Origin of the sequence: Streptomyces sp. R35 (assembly GCF_041053035.1) — a bacterium.
In the GTDB taxonomy this organism is placed as follows: Bacteria; Actinomycetota; Actinomycetes; order Streptomycetales; family Streptomycetaceae; genus Streptomyces; species Streptomyces lutosisoli.
This window is the reverse complement of the sequence record NZ_CP163440.1, coordinates 8,084,921-8,101,821: the sequence shown is the minus strand read 5'-3', so window position 1 is coordinate 8,101,821 and position 16,901 is coordinate 8,084,921. Positions and strand designations below refer to the sequence as shown.

Here is a 16,901-nt window from a genome sequence, read left to right as displayed (position 1 = left end):
TAACTCTGACCATGGCCACGACAGAAGTTGTCCACAGTTCGACGGGCACGTTCGCGCGATGTCCGACCCATCGGGTTGCATGGGGCCATGACCAACGAAGACCCGCGACCCACGGCCACCGAAAACCTGCGCAACGCGGTCGACGAAGACCTGCGTACCGCGGCCGATGCCGTACTGGCCCGCCTCGTCGGCGCCCGGTCGGGCGAGGCCCGGCTGCGCGAGGACCAGTGGCGCGCCATCGAGGCGCTGGTGGCCGACAAGCGCAGAGCCCTGGTTGTTCAGCGCACAGGCTGGGGCAAGTCCGCGGTGTACTTCGTCGCGACCGCGCTGCTGCGCGAGCGGGGCGCCGGACCCACGGTGATCGTCTCACCGCTGCTCGCGCTCATGCGCAACCAGGTGGAAGCGGCCGCCCGCGCCGGAATCCACGCGCGGACGATCAACTCCTCCAACACGGAGGAGTGGGAGACGGTCCAGGACGAGGTCGCCGCCGGCGAGGTCGACGTTCTCCTGGTGAGCCCGGAGCGGCTCAACAATCCCGACTTCCGCGACCAGGTGCTGCCCAAGCTGGCCGCGGCGACCGGCCTGCTCGTGGTCGACGAGGCGCACTGCATCTCCGACTGGGGTCACGACTTCCGGCCGGATTACCGGCGGCTGCGCACGATGCTCGCCGACCTCCCGCCCGGCGTCCCGGTCCTCGCCACCACCGCGACGGCCAACGCGCGCGTGACGGCCGACGTGGCCGAGCAGCTGGGCACCGGAGCCAGCACGGACGCGCTCGTCCTGCGCGGTCCGCTGGACCGGGAGAGCCTGAGCCTGGGCGTGCTGCGGCTGCCGGACGCCGCCCACCGGATGGCCTGGCTGGGCGAGCATCTGAACGACCTGCCGGGCTCGGGCATCATCTATACGCTCACGGTGGCCGCCGCCGAGGAGGTCACCGCCTTCCTTCGCCAGAGCGGGTACACGGTGGCGTCGTACACCGGGAAGACGGAGAACGCGGACCGTCAGCAGGCCGAGGAGGACCTGCTCGCCAACCGCGTCAAGGCCCTGGTCGCCACGTCCGCGCTGGGCATGGGATTCGACAAGCCCGACCTCGGATTCGTGGTGCACCTGGGCTCGCCCTCCTCCCCCATCGCGTACTACCAGCAGGTGGGGCGCGCGGGCCGCGGTGTGGAACACGCCGAGGTGCTGCTCCTGCCGGGCAAGGAGGACCAGGCGATCTGGGCGTACTTCGCGTCGATCGCCTTCCCTCCGGAGGAGCAGGTGCGCCGCACGCTGGACGCCCTGGCCAGGGCCGGCCGGCCGCTCTCGCTGCCCGCCCTCGAGCCGCTCGTGGAGCTGCGCAGGTCCCGTCTGGAGACCATGCTCAAGGTGCTCGACGTGGACGGGGCGGTGCACCGTGTCCAGGGCGGCTGGATCTCCACGGGCACTCCGTGGACGTACGACACCGAGCGCTATGCCTGGGTCGCCAAGCAGCGTGCGGCCGAGCAGCAGGCGATGCGGGACTACGTCACGACGACCGGCTGCCGGATGGAGTTCCTGCGGCGGCAGCTGGACGACGAGGGGGCGGCGCCGTGCGGGCGCTGCGACAACTGCGCGGGAGCGCGGTTCGAGGCGTCCGTGTCCCCCGCGGCACTGGACGCGGCCAACGGCGAGCTCGGCCGCGCGGGCGTCGACGTCGAGCCCCGGAAGATGTGGCCGACGGGGTTGCCCGCGGTCGGCATCGAGCTGAAGGGACGTATCCCGGCCGGCGAACAGGCCGCTCCGGGGCGCGCTTTGGGTCGACTCTCGGACATCGGCTGGGGCAATCGACTGCGACCGATGCTCGCGCCCCAGGCCCCGGACGGACCGGTACCGGACGATGTCGCCAAGGCCGTGGTCGGTGTGCTGACCGACTGGGCGAAGGGACCCGGCGGCTGGGCCTCGGGACAGCCCGACGCACAGCCGCGACCGGTCGGCGTGGTGACCGTGGCTTCCCGTACGCGGCCACAGCTGATCCAGTCGCTCGGTGCCCGGATCGCGGAGATCGGCCGGCTGCCGCTGCTGGGGTCCGTGGAGTACGTGGGTGAGGCGTCACCGATTTCCCGGAGCAACAGCGCCCAGCGGCTGAAGGCGCTCGACGGGGCGCTGAGCGTCCCGCCGGAACTGGCCGCCGCTTTGAAGGAAGCGGGCGGTCCCGTGCTGCTCGTGGATGACGCGACGGAGACCGGCTGGACACTCGCCGTGGCCGCGCGCATGCTTCGCCGAGCCGGTGCGCAGGGGGTGTTGCCGCTGGTCCTCGCCGTGCAAGCGTGACTCACGCATCGCTGGGCGAAACACTGGGCAGGGATATAGACGACGCATCGCCAGAAAACGGTCTGTGGCCCCAATTGCTCGTTGCCGCATCCAAGTTCGACAGGAAGAATTGAAGTCCGCTCCCCGCACGGCTCGCCCGTGGTCCGGTAGGGCTCTGCTGCGGCGTGCGCTCCCCCAAGTCCGACCCCGCCCGCAGTGTGGGCGCGTAGCCGAAGGGAGGACCGTGACCTTCGGATTCGCTCCGTCCTCGGCGGCATCCATGTCGACGTCTGCCGACCTGTCCGCCGCTTCCGCCAACCCACTGGCCCGGATGCTCGAACCCGCCGAGTGGGCCTCCGCCGGGATTCCGCTGCTGCGCAATCCCCGGGAGGTCGTCAGCGGACTGCACGCCCGGCACCGGCCCAGGCCCTCGACCGCGGTCGTGGCTGTCCTCGATCCGGACGAGCGGCTGGCGGCGAGCGCCTCATTCATCCGGCGTCCGGCTCCGGCCGACGGCTGGATGTTCCGCAACGCGCTGCTCGCACAGCTGCGCCGGGTCATCCCGCACGACCTGCGGCGCCGCACCCCGGTGCGTACGGCAGTGCTGCTCTACTGCCGTGACGGCGACGCGCGTTGGACGGAGGAGGACGGGGCGTGGATGTGGGGGTTGCGGGACGCCTGCACACTCCACGGGCTGCGCTGCGGGGCATACATCACCCTGACGCGTGACGGCTGGCAGGTCCTCGGCGAGGGCCGCGGCGGACGCCGCCCCAACGCGGACTCACCGCCGGAGTTCTTCGCGGGCGAGGCGCTGCCGCCGCTGCCACGCACCGGAGGCGTCGCGTCGGAGGTACTGCGCCGGGCAGCCGCCCGCTGAGACGCCGCCCCTGAGTCGCTGAACCAACCCGCGGCGAGCGCGGCCCGCGCATCCCACCCGCACGGCCGTGCCCACCGCACGCCGCGCACCGGGCAGCCGGGCAGCCGGGCAGCCGGGCAGCCGGGCAGCCGGGCAGGCAAGCGTGAGATGACCCAGCGGTGGTTCAGCGATCGGCGGGGCACCGCTGCGCAACAGACCCGATCCGGGGACGTACGACTGACGTACGGCACAGGCGGCGACGGACATACGACACACGCGAGGGGCGTGCGGCAAAGCACCACCCCACCGGGTACGGGGATGCGGGACGCGCCACGGGCAGGCCGAAACGCCCGCCGTGCAGGTGCCGCCGCAGCGGCACCCTCAGCGTCCCCCCGAACGGATCCCGGACGGCGTCCGGAACCCGCTCAGACCCCCGCGCCCAGCACCGAGTTGATCTGCTGCGGGTCGCCGCAGACGATCAGCAGGGCGCCGGCCCGGCCGAGGGCCAGTGGCAGCGCGGTGGCGGCGGCAGTGTCGGGACCACCGTTGACGGCGACCACGACCACGGGGCGGGACGCGGCCCGGCCCGCCACGGAGGCGTCGGCGTAGAAGACGTCGTCGCCCGAGTCGTGCTGCGCCCAGTACGCGGCCTCGCCGAAGGAGAGTTCGTGCGCGGCCCACGGGTGCGGTTCACCGGTGGTGATCACCAGCACCTCACCAGGGGCGCGGCCCGACTCCAGCAGCAGGTCGACGGCTTCTTCGGCGGCGTCCAGCGCGCCCTCGGCCGAGGCCGGGATCAGCTGGATCTGCGGGGTGGCGGCAGCGGGTGCGGCCGCCGGGGCGGAGGGTCCCGGCGAGGCCGTGACCGGCTCACGCGGGGTGCGTTGGGCCGGCATCGGCCGGACAGGACCCGGACGGCCGGGACGCGGCGGAGCCGCGGGACGGGGGCCGGGTACGGGACGGGGGGTCGGCGCGGTGCGGCCACTGGCCGGGGTAGCGCGGGGACCCTGGGCACTCTCGTGAATCTGAGGCTCCTCGGGAATGAGAGGCATGAGCTGATATTTATCAAACGCCGGTGCGACTCGCGTCGGCGGGTGGCACATGAGTGCGAGCGGAACCGTCAGAAATCGAAGCCGAGCTGGCCCTCGATCTCCGGAACGTTTCCGTTCGCCCAACTGCGGACCTTCTTGAGGTGCCGCCACTGGGGCAGCGCATCAAGATACGCCCACGACAACCGGTGGTACGGGGTGGGGCCCCGCTTCTCCAGCGCGGCCTTGTGGACCGGCGACGGGTACCCGGCGTTGGCCGCAAAACCGAAGTCTGCATGGTCGATGCCCAGTTCGGCCATCATTTTGTCGCGCTGAACCTTGGCGATCACCGAAGCCGCCGCGACGGCGACGCAGGACTGATCGCCCTTGATCACCGTACGGACCTGCCAGGGAGCACCGAGATAGTCGTGCTTCCCGTCGAGGATGACCGCGTCGGGACGGACCGGCAGCGCTTCCAGGGCACGCACGGCCGCCAGTCGCAGCGCGGCCGTCATCCCCAGGTCGTCGATCTCCTCCGGAGAGGCATGCCCCAGGGCGTACGACGTCACCCACTTCTCCAACTCCGCGGCGAGCGCGGTACGCCGCTTGACGGTCAGCAGCTTGGAGTCGGTGAGCCCTTCCGGCGGACGGCGCAGTCCCGTGACGGCGGCGCAGACGGTGACAGGGCCGGCCCACGCACCGCGGCCCACCTCGTCGACACCGGCAATGATCTTCGCTCCGGTCGTGGCGCGGAGGGAGCGCTCGACGGTGTGGGTCGGTGGTTCGTACGGCATGGCGCCCTCAGCCTACGCCGCCCGAAGGCCCTCGCGACACCCCGGTTTCCCCGAGCGACCGGGGTGCTCGCGTCGGGGTCGACCAGGGTGTCCGCACGAGGGCCGGTCAGGCGGCCGCTGCCGCAGCAGCGGGACCATCAGCTGGTCGATCATCTCCTCCAGATCCTGCTCGCTCCATTCGCTCGCGCACACCTTGGAGCGGTACATCATCATCGCCGGGATGGCGTCGAAGACGTAGGCATTCGCGGCGTCGGGACGCACCTCTCCCCTTTCGATTCCCCGGTCGATGACCTCTCGCAGCAGATGCATGGTCGGCTCGACGACCCCGCCGAGGATCACACGGTGAAAGCGCTCGGCCTGAGCCACATCGCATTCGTGAAGCACGGAACGCAGCGCGAACCCAGGCTGCGAGTACATCGCCTCACGCACCCGCCGGCACAGTTCCAGCAGGTCCTCCCGGACGCTCCCGAGGTCGGGCGCCTCCTCCGGGCTCGGCAGTCCGGCCTGGAGCGCGTCCGCGACGAGGTCCTCCTTGGACGGCCAGCGGCGGTAGACCGCGGCCTTGCCGGTCTGGGCACGCGCGGCGACGCCCTCCATCGTGAGGCCGTTCCAGCCGACCGTGCCGAGCTGTTCCAGCGCGGCCTCGAGGATCGCGCGCTCGAGTACGGCACCGCGTCGGCGCGAGGAGGCCGTCTGAGCGGGGGCGGCCGTCCAGCGCGAAGTAACCATCTGACTGTCTCCGTTGTGCAGGGGAGCGGGGTTTTCGGGGAGCGATGAGCGATCGAGTTGACGCCATGCGGCAGCGACTTCAGTGAACGCTTGCGTTCACTGTCGGGGACTCACTACCGTTGACGCGGCAGTGAACGCGAGCGTTCACTAACGCACTTGTGGGGGACCCATAGTGACAACCTCTCAGTTGATTCAGGACCCAGAGCGCCCGAAGTCGGGAGTGGCCCGCCGGGAGGGGCACCCCGGTATCGCACTCACCGTCATCGCGGCCTGCCAACTCATGGTGGTACTCGACGCGACGATTGTGAACATCGCGCTCCCGCACATTCAAGACGCGCTCAAGTTCAGTACGACCGACCTGACGTGGGTGGTCAGCGCGTACACCCTCACCTTCGGTGGCCTGCTGCTTCTCGGCGCCCGAGCCGGCGACATCCTCGGTCGGCGCCGGGTCTTCATGACCGGCATCCTGCTGTTCACCTTCGCCTCGCTGCTCGGCGGACTCGCCCAGGAACCGTGGCAGTTGCTGGCCGCGCGTGCCCTGCAGGGCGTTGGTGGCGCGATCGCGTCGCCCACTTCGCTGGCGCTCATCACCACCACATTCCCCGAGGGCCCGGAGCGGAACCGGGCGTTCGCCGTCTTCGCCACGGTCTCGGCCGGCGGTGGAGCGATCGGTCTGCTCGCCGGCGGCATGCTCACGGAGTGGCTCGACTGGCGTTGGGTCCTCTTCGTCAACGTACCCATCGGTGTGCTGATCGCCGTACTCACGCCGATGTACATCAATGAGTCCGAACGCCACCCCGGGCGCTTCGACATCGCGGGTGCGCTCACCTCGACGGCCGGAATGGCATCCCTGGTGTACGGCTTCATCCGCGCCTCGGAGGACGGTTGGCGGGACAGCGTCACGATCGGGTCGTTCGGCGCGGCCGTGGTGCTGCTGGTGGCCTTCGGGGTCATCGAGACGCGGGCCAAGGAGCCCATCACACCGCTGAAGATGTTCGCCGACCGCAACCGCTCGGGCACGTATGTGATCATGCTGAGCCTGGCAGCGGCGATGTTCGGCATGTTCTTCTACATCGTGCTCTTCGTGCAGAACGTGCTGGGGTACAGCCCGATCTCGGCCGGTGTGGCCTTCCTCCCGGTGACGGTCGCGATCGCGGTCGGCGCGGGTCTGTCGCAGCGGTTCCTGCCGGTGCTCGGCCCCAAGCCGTTCATGCTCGTCGGCTCGACGCTCGTCGCACTCGGGCTCGGCTGGCAGACGTTCATCAGCCCTGACAGCTCGTACGTCGGCGGAGTGCTCGGCCCGATGCTGCTGTTCGGCTTCGGCATGGGCCTGAACTTCGTGACGCTGACGGTCACCGCGGTCTCGGGTGTCGCCCAGCACGAGGCGGGCGCGGCCTCGGGTCTGCTCAATGTCACGCAGCAGGTGGGCGGTTCGCTCGGTCTCTCCATCCTCACCACGGTCTTCGGTTCGGCCAGCCGTGACGAGGCGGAGAAGCAGATGCCCAAGTTCCTGACGGACGGCTCGCCCGAACAGAAGGCGGAATTCGCCAAGACCCACCAGCTGCCCGCTCCTTGGGGTCACCAGGTGCTCGCCGAGGGCATCTCGACGGCCTTCATTCCGGCGGCCGCGATGGCCCTGCTGGCCCTGATCACGGCCGTGCTGGTGATCCGGGTCCGCAAGAGCGACATGGACGCCCTCGCCGGCACGGCAGGCCCTGCCGGGGGCTGACGACGACACCGCGGAGGCCGGACCGGGTCCGGGGGAACCTGACGGCGAGGACGCCGGTCCGGCCATCCGCAGGACGACCGAAGAGCGGCGGGCTTCCTCGGCACCGGCGGCATCTCGGGCTCCTTCGGTACCGCCTGTACGTGATGAGCACGACGACCGGGCCGAGCCAGAGCCCCACGGTGTCCCGTCGGCGCACGCCCGTCATGATCCACAGGCAGGGTGGCGGACAGGGTGCGCTGGGCAAGGCGCCCAGGGAGTGCCGGCCGGGCTGTGGCAGGCCGACAGCAGAGGCCCCCAGCCGCACGCGTCACCGCCACTGAGGCGCCCGCGGGGACTCCAGGCGGGGTTCTCCGGATCCCGGGCCCTGGGGCCGCCTGAAGCGCGTACGACCGCCCTGGGCGCCCCTCGGGCCGTACGACGCCCTAGGCACCGCTCGTCGTACGGCCGTACGCGGGACCCGGCACCCAGTCCGGCAGCCTCTCCGTACGCTCCAGCCACGCGCTCGGGGGCGCTCCTGCCTTCCCGGCGGCGACGACGCCGCCCACGATGGCGCAGGTCGTGTCCACATCGCCGCCGACCTGGGCGGTGGCCCAGAAGGCCTCTTCGTAGTCACCAAGGGCCCGGGCGGCCGACCAGAGCGCGAACGGCACGGTGTCGTGCGCCGACGTACGCCGTCCACAGCCCAGCACTGCGGCCACGGTCGCGGTGTCCCCGTAGTCGAGCATGTCCCGGGCGCGCCGCAGCCCGGCGCCGACGGCGCTGCGCGGTACGAGCGCGATGACGCCGTCCAGGAGCGCCTCGGCGCTCGGCGGCCCCGCCGGGTCGGCCGCCAGCGCGGCGGCCGCGGCGACGGCCATGGCGCCGACCACGGCCTCGCGGTGCTGGTGCGTGGGGTACGCCGAGATCTCCGCCTGGTGCGTCGCCTGCTCCGGGTCGTCCGCGTACCAGGCCCCCAAGGGGGCGATCCGCATCGCGGCGCCGTTGCCCCACGAGCCCTGGCCCTTGAAGAGGGCGGATGCCAGCTCGCGCCAGTCGCCGCCTTCCCGGATCTGCCGCAGCAGCCGGTTGACCGCGGGCCCGTAGCCCCGGTCGAAGTCGTGGTGCTCGGCGAACGAGCGGGCCAGTTCGTCCTGGTCGATGCGGTGATGCGCGGCCAAAACGGCCACTACGGAGCAGGCCATTTCGGTGTCGTCGGTCCATTGCCAGGGATGGGGCGGCAGCTCACGGCGCTTCAGCAGCGGGTAGTTCGCGGGCACGAAGTACTGCGAGCCCAGCGCGTCTCCCACCGCGAGTCCGCGCAGGCCGGCCAGGGCGCGGTCCAAGCGCCTGTCGGGAGAGGAGTCAGCGGTCATCGCCCTGCCACTCTATCCGGTGACTCCGTACGATTCCGGATCACGCCATTGCTCGAAAGGACGGTCAAGCGTGTACCTGCCGTCCTCCCCCAGAACGAGCATCCGTGTCTCTCCGTTCCCAGGGTTCGACAGCGATTCGAATTCCGCGACCGTCCAGTGGAACCAGCGCATGCAGAACAGCCGCATGGCCAGGCCGTGCGTCACCAGGAGCACGTTCGGCGGGTGGTCGGGGGCCTCGAAGCTCCGGTACAGGCTCTCCAGGAAGCCGCCCACCCGGTCGTACACGTCGGCACCGGACTCGCCCTGCGCGAACCGGTAGAAGAAGTGCCCGTACGCGTCGCGGTACGCCTTCTGGAGGCGTACGTCGTCGCGGTCCTGCCAGTTGCCCCAGTCCTGCTCGCGCAGTCGCGGCTCCTCGCGCACCCGTACGAGTTCGGGGTCGAGGTGGAAGGCGCGGAACGTCTCGTGGGTGCGGCGGTACGGGGACACGTAAACGCTTACGCGCTCCCGTCCGAAGAGCTCCCGCAGCTGTTTGCCCGTGTCCTCCGCCTGCTGCCACCCCTTCTCGGTGAGCGCCAGAGCGTGGTCGGGCTCGCGTTCGTACACGGTGTCATCGGCATTGCCCGCCGACTCGCCGTGCCGGACAAGGACGATGCGCCGTGGTCGAGCCATGCCAAGACCCTAGATCGTGTGAGGGCCGATCGAGCACTCGTACGGGCTCCATACGGCGTAGGTCACACGGTTCTTGCCCACAGGAACCGCCGCGGACGGCCCCCTCAGACCGTCCAGCTGGGCTCCAGTTCCACGATGTCGCCCGCAAGGGCCGCGACGTCGGCCTCGATCTGGGCGCGCAGCGCGAGGCGTTCCACTCGCTCGGCGCGGTACTTGCCGTGCTCCGCGGCCGACTGCCACATGGACAGGATCAGGAACTCATGGCCGGGCGCCTCACCGAAAAGGCCCCGCACCATGCCGGGCGAGCCCGCCATCGCGGGGTTCCAGACCTTCTCCTGCATCAGCGCAAAGTGCTCCGCCCGCTCCTCGTGGATCCGGCAGTGGGCCACGCGTACCAGGTCGGCGTCCGTGAAGCGCGGCTCGAAGCCGGTTTTCACGTCGAAACGGTGATCGAACAGCTTGACCTGCGAGTCCTTGAAAGTGCCCGACTGCGCGGCGGCGAGCCGATCGTGGGAGCGGGCCATGAAGGAGTCGTAGAAGGCACGGCTTTCCCAGAAGGCGAAGATGTGCGCGACGCCGGACCGCCCCCGGCTCCATCCCCCGCCCTGTCCCCGGAAACCCGGCTCCCCCAGAAGCCCCGCCCACTTTCGCTGCCCCCGCTCGAAACCGCGGCGGTCCACCACGGTGCAGCGAATCCACTTGACCAGCACCGCGCCATCGTAAGGCCACGGAGCGTGGCGCCGGTCACGCTCCGGCGGAGTACATCCGCGCGAGCGCCCCGGCGCGCGTGGCACGATGGACAACCGGCCCTGATCGCAGGGTAGTTGGGCCAGGCAGCACATGGGGAACGGGGAGGGGAGATCTGGTGAACGGTCTCAACAAGGGCATCCGCAAGGTCGAGTTGGCGGTGAAGTGGGATCCGAGTCCTGTCGGTGAGCCCGCGACCGATCTCGACATCATCGCGGCGACCTATCTGTCGGCCGACCCGAACGAAAAGCCGGTCTACGTAGTGCACTTCGACAGCCGCTCTCCGGACGGCACCATCTATCTGAACCGGGACAGCAAGGACGGCAAGGGCTTCGGCTGGGACGAGGTCATGACGCTGGAGCTGGACCGCCTGAACAGCCGCTACGCGCGCGTGGTGGTCGGCGTCCTCATCCAACAGCGCGCCGGCCACAAGACGTTCGCGGGCGTGCTCAATCCCGGCTTCCGCATGCGCGAGGGCTACACCGTCCTGGCGCAGGACAACTTCGGGGACGTCCTGGGGGCAACGGCCGCAACGGTCGGGGAGTTCGTACGCGACGATTCCGGAGAGTGGACTTTCCACCCCGGCATCCACGGCTACGACACGGACCCGGTGACCTTCGCCAGGGTCATGGGCAACCCTTCGGAAGCCTGAATCGCATTCCCTAGGGACCCCGATTTCCGAAACAGGCCTCTCCTTAGGACGCGATAACGCTGAAGGGCGGCACGGCCGGTGGCCGTGCCGCCCTTCAGGGCTTCAGGTGAGCGCTCGACGTGAGGGGCTCGTCAGCCGGCGGTCCAGCCCGGGATCGTCGGCAGCACCTTCTCGGCGACGCGGAACAACGCCGCGTCATCGGGCGGTACGTCGTCCTGGCGCCAGATGACCATCTCGAACGAGCCGCCGCCGTCCTTCGCGTTCTTGGCAACCAGCAGGCGGCGGGCGATGCCGCCGGGGCCGCTGTCGGCCTTGCCGCCGCCGAGGCTGAAGGTGAGGGCGATGGTCCGGTCCGAGTAGAGGAGCGCCGGGTGACCGAGGACCGTCTTCTTCTCAGCGCTCTCGCCCAGGTAGCCGGCCGTGTCGGCGACCGGGAGATGGTCGTACGACGCCGAAAGCTTCACGGAGTAGGTCATCAGATCTACGTTCGCCTCGGGGGCGGCGATCTTGGTGCCGCCGGCGAGGGTGATCGAGCTCTTGCTGCCGCCGGCGGTCTCCGCGTGTTCTTCCGGCGTTCCAAGGAGTGCCGGAAGGTCCGGGCGGTTCAGCGCCGCGCACAGCTGTGCTCCGGACACGTGCTTCGACGACCGGGCGTCGCGCCCGCCAGAGCAGACCGCCGGCTTGTCGTCAGCAGCGTTCTGCCTGGACGCTTCCTGCAGCCTCCACAGGACACCCGCGAGGCCTCCGACCAGCACCACCGCCGCAACGGCCTGCGCCCCTACGCTCATGCCCTTCTTGGATTCCCCGAGATCGCCGACCATGCCCCCACCCCGCTGTGCGCGCCCTGTGCGCGCTGGGGGAGCCTAACCGGTGATCGTTTCGCGGGGATATGGGATTCCCCCCGGCTTGCTGTACATGCGCGTGCCCGGGGCCGGAAAACGCAGAGGGCGGTGGAGCCCGGATATCAGCTCCACCGCCCTGACCAGCTAGTTCATCTGCCTAGCAGGCGTCCGACATCAGCTGCAACCGCTGGTCGACCCGCACCCTTCGCAGATGTAGCAGGAACCGGCCCGCTGCATCTTCGTGCCGCAGGAGAAGCACAGGGGGGCGTCCGCCTGGATGCCCAGCTGCATCTCCACCAGTTCGGCACTGGTGTGGGCCTGCTTCGGGGCGGGCTCGGCCGCCTCGACCTCGGCCTTGGGGGCGGCGACGGCCTTCAGCTCCTGCGCACGGGGCGCGGACTGGGCCAGGCCCTCGACGTCGACGTCGACATCGTCGAGAGACGGCTCGTACGAACCGGTCTCCAGGTGACGCTGACGCTCCTCGGCGGAGTGGATGCCGAGCGCGGAGCGGGTCTCGAAGGGCAGGAAGTCCAGCGCCAGGCGACGGAAGATGTAGTCGACGATCGACTGCGCCATCCGCACGTCCGGGTCGTCCGTCATGCCGGCCGGCTCGAAGCGCATGTTCGTGAACTTCGAGACGTACGTCTCCAGAGGCACGCCGTACTGCAGACCCACCGAGACGGCGATCGAGAAGGCGTCCATCATGCCCGCGAGGGTGGAGCCCTGCTTCGACATCTTCAGGAAGACCTCGCCGAGACCGTCGTCCGGGTAGGAGTTGGCGGTCATGTAGCCCTCGGCGCCGCCCACCGTGAAGGAGGTGGTGATGCCGGGACGGCCCTTGGGGAGGCGCTTGCGGACCGGGCGGTACTCGACGACCTTCTCGACCGCGGTACGGATGGTCTCCTCGGCCTTGGCCGTGACCTCGGCCTTCTCCTTCTCCTTGGTCTTCGCGGAGAGGGGCTGGCCGACCTTGCAGTTGTCGCGGTAGATCGCGAGCGCCTTGACGCCCATCTTCCACGCCTCGAAGTAGACCTCTTCGACGTCCTCGACGGTCGCCGTCTCCGGCAGGTTGACCGTCTTGGAGAGCGCACCGGAGATCCAGGGCTGGATCGCGGCCATCATGCGGACGTGGCCCATCGCGGAGATGGAGCGCTCGCCCATGGCGCAATCGAAGACTTCGTAGTGCTCGTGCTTGAGGCTCGGCGCGTCGATCACATTGCCGTTCTCGGCGATGTGGGCGACGATCGCCTCGATCTGCTCCTCCTGGTAACCCAGGCGACGCAGGGCCTGCGGCACGGTGCCGTTGACGATCTGCATCGAGCCGCCGCCGACCAGCTTCTTGAACTTGACCAGCGCGAGGTCGGGCTCAAGACCGGTGGTGTCGCAGGACATCGCGAGACCGATGGTGCCGGTCGGGGCGATGACCGAGGCCTGCGCGTTGCGGAAGCCGTTCTTCTCACCGAGGTGCAGCACGTCCTGCCAGGCCTCCGTGGCGGCGGCCCAGATCGGCGTGTCCAGGTCGTCCACGCGGACGGCCACGGCGTTGGCGTCGGAGTGCTGCTTCATGACGCGCTGGTGCGGCTGCGCGTTGCGGGCGTAGCCGTCGTAGGCGCCGACGACCGCGGCGAGCTCGGCGGAACGCTTGTACGACGTACCGGTCATCAGCGAGGTGATGGCACCGGCGAGGGCGCGGCCTCCGTCGGAGTCGTAGGCGTGGCCCGTCGCCATCAGGAGGGCGCCGAGGTTGGCGTAACCGATGCCCAGCTGACGGAAGGCGCGGGTGTTCTCGCCGATCTTCTGCGTCGGGAAGTCCGCGAAGCAGATGGAGATGTCCATCGCGGTGATGACCAGCTCGACGACCTTGGCGAAGCGCTCGACCTCGAAGGACTGGCGGCCCTTGCCGTCGTCCTTCAGGAACTTCATCAGGTTCAGCGAGGCGAGGTTGCAGGACGTGTTGTCCAGGTGCATGTACTCGCTGCACGGGTTCGAGCCGTTGATACGGCCGGACTCCGGGCACGTGTGCCAGTGGTTGATCGTGTCGTCGTACTGGATGCCCGGGTCGGCGCAGGCCCAGGCGGCCTCGGCCATCTTGCGGAAGAGCGACTTGGCGTCGACCTCCTCGATGACCTCGCCGGTCATACGGGAGGTGAGGCCGAACTTGCCGCCCTCCTCGACCGCCTTCATGAACGTGTCGTTCACGCGGACCGAGTTGTTGGCGTTCTGGTACTGGACGGACGTGATGTCGTCGCCGCCCAGGTCCATGTCGAAGCCCGCGTCACGGAGGGCGCGGATCTTCTCCTCCTCCTTGACCTTGGTCTCGATGAAGTCCTCGATGTCGGGGTGGTCGACGTCGAGGATGACCATCTTGGCCGCGCGACGCGTGGCGCCACCCGACTTGATCGTTCCTGCGGAGGCGTCGGCACCGCGCATGAAGGAGACGGGACCCGAGGCGTTGCCGCCCGAGGAGAGGAGCTCCTTGGAGGAGCGGATGCGGGAGAGGTTCAGGCCGGCGCCGGAGCCGCCCTTGAAGATCATGCCCTCTTCCTTGTACCAGTCGAGGATCGACTCCATGGAGTCGTCGACGGACAGGATGAAGCAGGCGGAGACCTGCTGGGGCTGGGGCGTGCCGACGTTGAACCAGACCGGGCTGTTGAAGCTGAAGATCTGGTGCAGGAGGGCGTACGCCAGCTCGTGCTCGAAGATCTCGGCGTCGGCGGGCGAGGCGAAGTACTTGTAGTCCTCACCGGCCTTCCGGTACGTCTTCACGATGCGGTCGATGAGCTGCTTGAGGCTCACCTCGCGCTGCGGGGTGCCGACGGCACCTCGGAAGTACTTGCTGGTGACGATGTTGACCGCGTTCACCGACCAGAAGCCGGGGAACTCGACGCCACGCTGCTCGAAGTTGATCGAGCCGTCGCGCCAGTTGGTCATGACGACGTCACGGCGCTCCCACTCCACCTCGTCGTACGGGTGCACGCCGGGGGTGGTGTGGATGCGCTCGATGCGCAGTCCCTTGCTGGCCTTGGTTCCGCCCTTGGCGCGGGAACCTCGTGCCGGACCGCTCGCCGTCTCTGTCATGCCGCCTCCCTGTATCGGGCTAAAACGCCCTGAAGTGCCTCGTTCTTCCCGTGGCACGGTGTGTGTCTGATGCTGCGCGCGCCGCTCACGCGGCTCCGCGGAGCAGGTCTGTGGTCGCCGCCGATCAGCCGACCCGAGTCGGCCTTCGCGTCAGTCGGCGGCGCTGGCGGGCACGGGGACTTGGACAGCCCCTCCGGACCCGCGGTCGCTTTCCGGGCGCTCCGCGTCCGCGACTTCCTCGTCCGCGGCGGGGCGCTGCCTCGTCTCTTGCCTGAGTTCCGTGATGGCGGCCTCGAAGTCCTCAAGCGAGTCGAACGCCCGGTACACGGACGCGAACCGCAGATAGGCGACGAGGTCGAGTTCCTGCAACGGGCCGAGTATGGCCAGCCCCACGTCGTGAGTGGTCAGCTCGGCGCTTCCGGTGGCCCGCACCGCCTCCTCGACCCGCTGGCCGAGCTGGGCGAGCGCGTCCTCGGTGACGGGCCGCCCCTGGCATGCCTTGCGCACCCCGTTGATGACCTTGGTGCGGCTGAAGGGTTCGGTCACGCCGGAGCGCTTGACCACCATCAGCGAGCACGTCTCCACGGTCGTGAAACGACGGGAGCAGTCGGGGCACTGGCGGCGCCTGCGGATCGACGTGCCGTCATCGGTCGTACGACTGTCGACGACGCGGCTGTCAGGGTGCCTGCAGAAGGGGCAGTGCATGGCTCCAACCCTCCTTCACAGCACGACTCATAGACCTCGCGAGACCCCTTGGGTCCCTCGAAGCAGCCCCAAGCATAGGCGATGACCGCGGGCTCGAAGACCCGGGGGACCACAACTTCTGGGCTGCTACTGCAATCCAACCACTAGATGTGGGGATCAGCGCGCAAATTGGCCCACGAGGCGCGTGTCGCACGCGTATTGGCATGTGCCGCACGGCCATACCGATCCCGGACACACGGAGATAGCGTGGTGGCCGTGCAGATAGGGGGGTCGGTACCCGGTTGACGGGGTACCGGATGGCAGACTGGGCCGCAGCCCACATCTGCTGGCACGCTCATCGCCCCGGCGGTGAAGAGTACAGCAATGGGTCCTTTTGTCCGCCAGGTGCGGCGCGAGCCATACACCCAGACACATGATCACGTCAGGCAATCCGCGCTTTTTCACTCGAACGTGTGTTTGGCGCAACCTTTCGAAAGCAACTACCGTTGTCCAGCAGGGAGACCATCGAGAGGGGCCGACGTGACCACCACCGCAGACAGTGCCACCATCACTGCCCAGGACCGCTCCCAGGGCCGACTCGAGCCGGTGCATGCGATGAACGAAGCCGTGAATCATGAGGGACCCAAGCGCTCCCTGCCAGGCCGACCTCCAGGCATCCGCGCGGACAGCTCGGGGCTCACAGACCGGCAGCGCCGGGTGATCGAGGTCATCAGGGACTCCGTGCAGCGGCGCGGCTACCCGCCGTCGATGCGGGAGATCGGACAGGCGGTCGGCCTGTCCAGCACCTCCTCGGTCGCGCATCAGCTGATGGCATTGGAGCGCAAGGGCTTTCTGCGCCGCGACCCGCACCGCCCGCGTGCGTACGAGGTCCGGGGCTCCGACCAGTCCTCGGTCCAGCCCACTGACACGGCGGGCAAGCCGGCCGCGTCGTACGTGCCGCTCGTCGGCCGTATCGCCGCCGGTGGCCCGATCCTCGCCGAGGAGTCGGTCGAGGACGTCTTCCCCCTCCCCCGCCAGCTGGTCGGTGACGGCGAACTGTTCGTCCTGAAGGTCGTCGGTGACTCGATGATCGAGGCCGCCATCTGCGACGGGGACTGGGTGACGGTCCGCCGCCAGCCGGTCGCGGAGAACGGCGACATCGTGGCCGCGATGCTGGACGGCGAGGCCACGGTGAAGCGCTTCAAGCGCGAGGACGGGCACGTGTGGCTGCTGCCGCACAACTCCGCCTACCAGCCGATTCCCGGCGACGAGGCGACCATCCTCGGCAAGGTCGTGGCAGTACTGCGGCGGGTGTAACAACCCGCGAAGGGCGGGACGCTCCGCCCCGCCCCTGACCGGGCCCCGGGACCAACTGCGCCGGTTCCGGGGCCCTGCCGCGTCTTCTGCGTCTTCCTGACGGGGGGCTTTCGGTACGGGGAGTGCGCTTCCCTGGCCGGGGCTATGGGT

Annotated in this window: 14 protein-coding genes; 5 read left to right on the top strand and 9 right to left on the bottom strand. The window is 69.4% G+C overall.

What is annotated here, in order from left to right; all coding sequences use genetic code 11:
* Positions 1–87 precede the first annotated feature (87 nt).
* Entirely contained in the window at positions 88–2,292 is a 2,205-nt protein-coding gene (locus AB5J50_RS36630) for a RecQ family ATP-dependent DNA helicase (protein ID WP_369262811.1), read from the top strand.
* A 223-nt stretch (positions 2,293–2,515) separates the two neighbouring features.
* Positions 2,516–3,148, top strand: a complete 633-nt coding sequence (locus AB5J50_RS36625) for a hypothetical protein (RefSeq protein ID WP_327432216.1) — start codon at positions 2,516–2,518, stop codon at positions 3,146–3,148.
* A 404-nt stretch (positions 3,149–3,552) separates the two neighbouring features.
* Here the strand turns inward: AB5J50_RS36625 and AB5J50_RS36620 are convergent, their stop codons facing one another.
* The 3 genes from AB5J50_RS36620 to AB5J50_RS36610 all read right to left on the bottom strand — a co-directional run bounded on the left by AB5J50_RS36620 (position 3,553) and on the right by AB5J50_RS36610 (position 5,678).
* The gene (locus AB5J50_RS36620) at positions 3,553–4,179 is read right to left on the bottom strand and encodes a hypothetical protein (protein ID WP_327432215.1); all 627 of its coding nucleotides are present in this window, start codon (positions 4,177–4,179) and stop codon (positions 3,553–3,555) included.
* A gap of 68 nt (positions 4,180–4,247) precedes the next feature.
* On the bottom strand, positions 4,248–4,949 hold the full coding sequence (locus tag AB5J50_RS36615) for a ribonuclease HII (RefSeq protein WP_327432214.1): 702 nt from the start codon (positions 4,947–4,949) through the stop codon (positions 4,248–4,250).
* Positions 4,950–4,961: 12 nt separating this feature from the next.
* Positions 4,962–5,678 (bottom strand): TetR/AcrR family transcriptional regulator, encoded by a 717-nt coding sequence (locus tag AB5J50_RS36610; RefSeq protein ID WP_369262809.1) that lies wholly within the window; start codon positions 5,676–5,678, stop codon positions 4,962–4,964.
* Between the two features lie 172 nt (positions 5,679–5,850).
* Between AB5J50_RS36610 and AB5J50_RS36605 the strand changes: the two genes are divergently transcribed.
* Positions 5,851–7,407, top strand: coding sequence for an MFS transporter (locus AB5J50_RS36605; protein WP_369262808.1), 1,557 nt, complete (start codon positions 5,851–5,853; stop codon positions 7,405–7,407).
* Positions 7,408–7,829: 422 nt separating this feature from the next.
* On the opposite strand, the gene AB5J50_RS36600 is transcribed toward AB5J50_RS36605, so the two are convergent.
* The 3 genes from AB5J50_RS36600 to AB5J50_RS36590 form a co-directional block, all read right to left on the bottom strand.
* Entirely contained in the window at positions 7,830–8,759 is a 930-nt protein-coding gene (locus AB5J50_RS36600; protein ID WP_369262807.1) for an ADP-ribosylglycohydrolase family protein, read from the bottom strand.
* A 12-nt stretch (positions 8,760–8,771) separates the two neighbouring features.
* Complete coding sequence (locus AB5J50_RS36595; protein ID WP_369262805.1) at positions 8,772–9,431, bottom strand: histidine phosphatase family protein; 660 nt, start codon at positions 9,429–9,431, stop codon at positions 8,772–8,774.
* Between the two features lie 104 nt (positions 9,432–9,535).
* Positions 9,536–10,141, bottom strand: a complete 606-nt coding sequence (locus AB5J50_RS36590; RefSeq protein ID WP_327432209.1) for a DUF4937 domain-containing protein — start codon at positions 10,139–10,141, stop codon at positions 9,536–9,538.
* Between the two features lie 155 nt (positions 10,142–10,296).
* Between AB5J50_RS36590 and AB5J50_RS36585 the strand changes: the two genes are divergently transcribed.
* Positions 10,297–10,830, top strand: coding sequence for a TerD family protein (locus AB5J50_RS36585; RefSeq protein ID WP_369262803.1), 534 nt, complete (start codon positions 10,297–10,299; stop codon positions 10,828–10,830).
* Between the two features lie 131 nt (positions 10,831–10,961).
* On the opposite strand, the gene AB5J50_RS36580 is transcribed toward AB5J50_RS36585, so the two are convergent.
* The 3 genes from AB5J50_RS36580 to nrdR all read right to left on the bottom strand — a co-directional run bounded on the left by AB5J50_RS36580 (position 10,962) and on the right by nrdR (position 15,455).
* Positions 10,962–11,651 (bottom strand): DUF6215 domain-containing protein, encoded by a 690-nt coding sequence (locus AB5J50_RS36580; RefSeq protein ID WP_369262801.1) that lies wholly within the window; start codon positions 11,649–11,651, stop codon positions 10,962–10,964.
* A 195-nt stretch (positions 11,652–11,846) separates the two neighbouring features.
* Positions 11,847–14,750 carry a vitamin B12-dependent ribonucleotide reductase gene (locus AB5J50_RS36575; protein ID WP_369262799.1) on the bottom strand — a complete coding sequence of 968 codons (2,904 nt, stop codon included), beginning with the start codon at positions 14,748–14,750 and terminating at the stop codon, positions 11,847–11,849.
* Between the two features lie 150 nt (positions 14,751–14,900).
* Positions 14,901–15,455, bottom strand: a complete 555-nt coding sequence (gene nrdR / locus AB5J50_RS36570; protein ID WP_327432205.1) for a transcriptional regulator NrdR — start codon at positions 15,453–15,455, stop codon at positions 14,901–14,903.
* 519 nt (positions 15,456–15,974) lie between these two features.
* Between nrdR and lexA the strand changes: the two genes are divergently transcribed.
* Positions 15,975–16,751 carry a transcriptional repressor LexA gene (gene lexA, locus AB5J50_RS36565; protein WP_189188217.1) on the top strand — a complete coding sequence of 259 codons (777 nt, stop codon included), beginning with the start codon at positions 15,975–15,977 and terminating at the stop codon, positions 16,749–16,751.
* The last annotated feature ends 150 nt before the right edge of the window (positions 16,752–16,901 follow it).